This is a genomic window from Micrococcus lylae NBRC 15355 (assembly GCF_001570885.1).
GTDB lineage: Bacteria > Actinomycetota > Actinomycetes > Actinomycetales > Micrococcaceae > Micrococcus > Micrococcus lylae.
This window is the reverse complement of sequence record NZ_BCSN01000096.1, coordinates 1-1,940: the sequence shown is the minus strand read 5'-3', so window position 1 is coordinate 1,940 and position 1,940 is coordinate 1. Positions and strand designations below refer to the sequence as shown.

At 68.9% G+C, this 1,940-nt stretch carries 4 protein-coding genes; 2 read left to right on the top strand and 2 right to left on the bottom strand.

What is annotated here, in order from left to right:
• Window positions 1-460: LysM peptidoglycan-binding domain-containing protein (locus MLY01S_RS11780; protein ID WP_157531309.1), on the top strand; the 460-nt coding region annotated here is incomplete at its 5' end.
• The gene (locus MLY01S_RS11775) at window positions 460-765 is read left to right on the top strand and encodes a hypothetical protein (protein WP_067192407.1); all 306 of its coding nucleotides are present in this window, start codon (window positions 460-462) and stop codon (window positions 763-765) included. The genes MLY01S_RS11780 and MLY01S_RS11775, both read left to right, overlap by 1 nt.
• Window positions 766-1,011: 246 nt before the next feature.
• Here MLY01S_RS11775 and MLY01S_RS11770 read toward each other — a convergent pair whose 3' ends face one another.
• Window positions 1,012-1,218, bottom strand: a complete 207-nt coding sequence (locus tag MLY01S_RS11770; protein ID WP_067192404.1) for a hypothetical protein — start codon at window positions 1,216-1,218, stop codon at window positions 1,012-1,014.
• Window positions 1,215-1,664, bottom strand: coding sequence for a hypothetical protein (locus MLY01S_RS11765; RefSeq protein ID WP_067192399.1), 450 nt, complete (start codon window positions 1,662-1,664; stop codon window positions 1,215-1,217). The genes MLY01S_RS11770 and MLY01S_RS11765 overlap by 4 nt, the downstream gene beginning before the upstream one ends.
• Between the last annotated feature and the right edge of the window lie 276 nt (window positions 1,665-1,940).

The following is a 1,940-nucleotide window of genomic DNA, read 5'->3' as shown; positions in this document are numbered from 1 at the left end:
GGTCCGGCGCGACCCGGCGGGCATCGCCCGTGTCGCCAAGCTCATCCGTGGCGAGCAGTCCACCCCGGCACCGAAGCCCACCCCGGCACCCTCGACGGGGGGAGCGGGTACGTACACCGTCAAGGACGGCGACAGCTGGTGGTCCATCTCCCGGAAGCTCGGAGTCAGCATGGAGGCCCTGATTGCCGCGAATGGCGCCACGCCGGAGACGACGCTCTACACCGGCCAGCGGCTCCACACCGGCAGGGCGCGCCGCTACAAGATCACGCGGGCAAATGTCCTGAACGTCCGCACCGGCCCTGGGCTGCGCTACCCGGTCCTCGGGTCCGCACCGAAGGGCACCATCATCACCGCCACCGGCAGGACCTCAGACGGCTGGATTGAAGGCAGCACACCGTACATGGCCTCCCACGGTCAGGCCGGATGGTGGTCCGGCCACGAACTCACGGAGGTGAAGTGATGCGCACCCCCACCGCACCGATCATCACCACCCTGACCCGTGTGCTCGGCTCCGTGCAGGCCACCCTCGGCGCACTCGCTGCCGTCACCGTCCTCACCGAGCTGCACGAGTCCATCCCCGTCATCCTCGGCGTAGCGGTCGGCGTCGTCGGTGCAGTCCAGATCGGCCTGCACCGATACGCCGCCACCGAGACCACCGCATCATCCGCAGTGGCCGAGTACCGGGACGGCGGGGACATCCTCGCCGGACCCGCCAACGACAGGGTCACCACCGGCCACCATGTGCGGACCATCGGCGTAGGGTGAGCCGCCGTCAGTGCGCAAAGTGACGGCCTCACTGCCTAAAGTGATGGCCTCACTGCCTAAAGTGACGGCCTCAGTCAGTAAACTGAAGGCACTGTATCGCGCCCGCCTCTCCACGATGCGCAACGGCGTCCGCACCAGACCGGACCGATCAACCGGCCATGACGGCTGACCCCGATACACGGATACCCTCGGGACACAACGGCCCCCACCTCATTGAGGTGGGGGCCGTTTTCGTCATGCCCAGACCTACTCGCGCCGCCGCACCCGGTTCGCCATCTGGTAGACCCGCGCCGTGGACACATCGAGAGCGGCAGCCAAGGTCGGCCCCGTGGTCCGGCCCTCCGTCAGCTCCTCATGGACGGCCTCGTCACGCTCCTGCGCCGCTTCATCGGCCTGGGCGCGGAGGCGAAGCGCCTTCTTGTGCAGGGCCGCGACACGCTCCTCGGTGCTCACAGACCCATCACCGCCAGCAGGGCCGCCGGGTCCAGCTGCGGGTGACCGTCCGTGACGATGACATCCGGCTCACCCTCGACGTTCCGCCACGTGCACTCGTACTTGTCGCCGACCGGGCACACATCCAGGCGGGAGACGCCGGGGGCGGAGGTGACGGCGTAGGCTGCCGCGACGTGCCACGGGCGGAAGGAGCGGACGGCGGCCTCCAAGGACTCGGCGGTCTCCCCCTCGAAGCCGTTGAGCAATGCCTCCAGGCCCGGGTTGTTGTCGAGGGTGTCGGCGTGGGCGGCCAGGGCCGTCTCGCGGGCTTCCTCGGGGCTGTCGCCGTCCTCGCGGGCCTCCTCGTAGGTCGCGTCCATTGCGGCGCGGAGGGCGCGGACCATGCCTGCGTCGTAGGCGGTGTGGATCATGGACTTCAGGATGGTGGTCTTAGCGGTGGCCTGCATGTCTACCTCTCTGTCGGGCGGCCCATCCGCCCTGACATGTAAGAGTCTATTACATGTGTGGTGGGGATGCAAGCGCGACCATGTACCGTAGGCAACGGCGCCGGCCGGACCCCCTCCACCCGGCGCCCGCGCCGGGGGCCTGATCCCGTTCCCGCCCCGGCGCAGCGGCCCGCACCACATCCCAAAAGGTGCGGGCCGCACCCATGTCTGCGACACCTCAACCGGAACGAAACCGGAACAGACCGGCCACACCCCGCATGAACACAAGGGGGACCA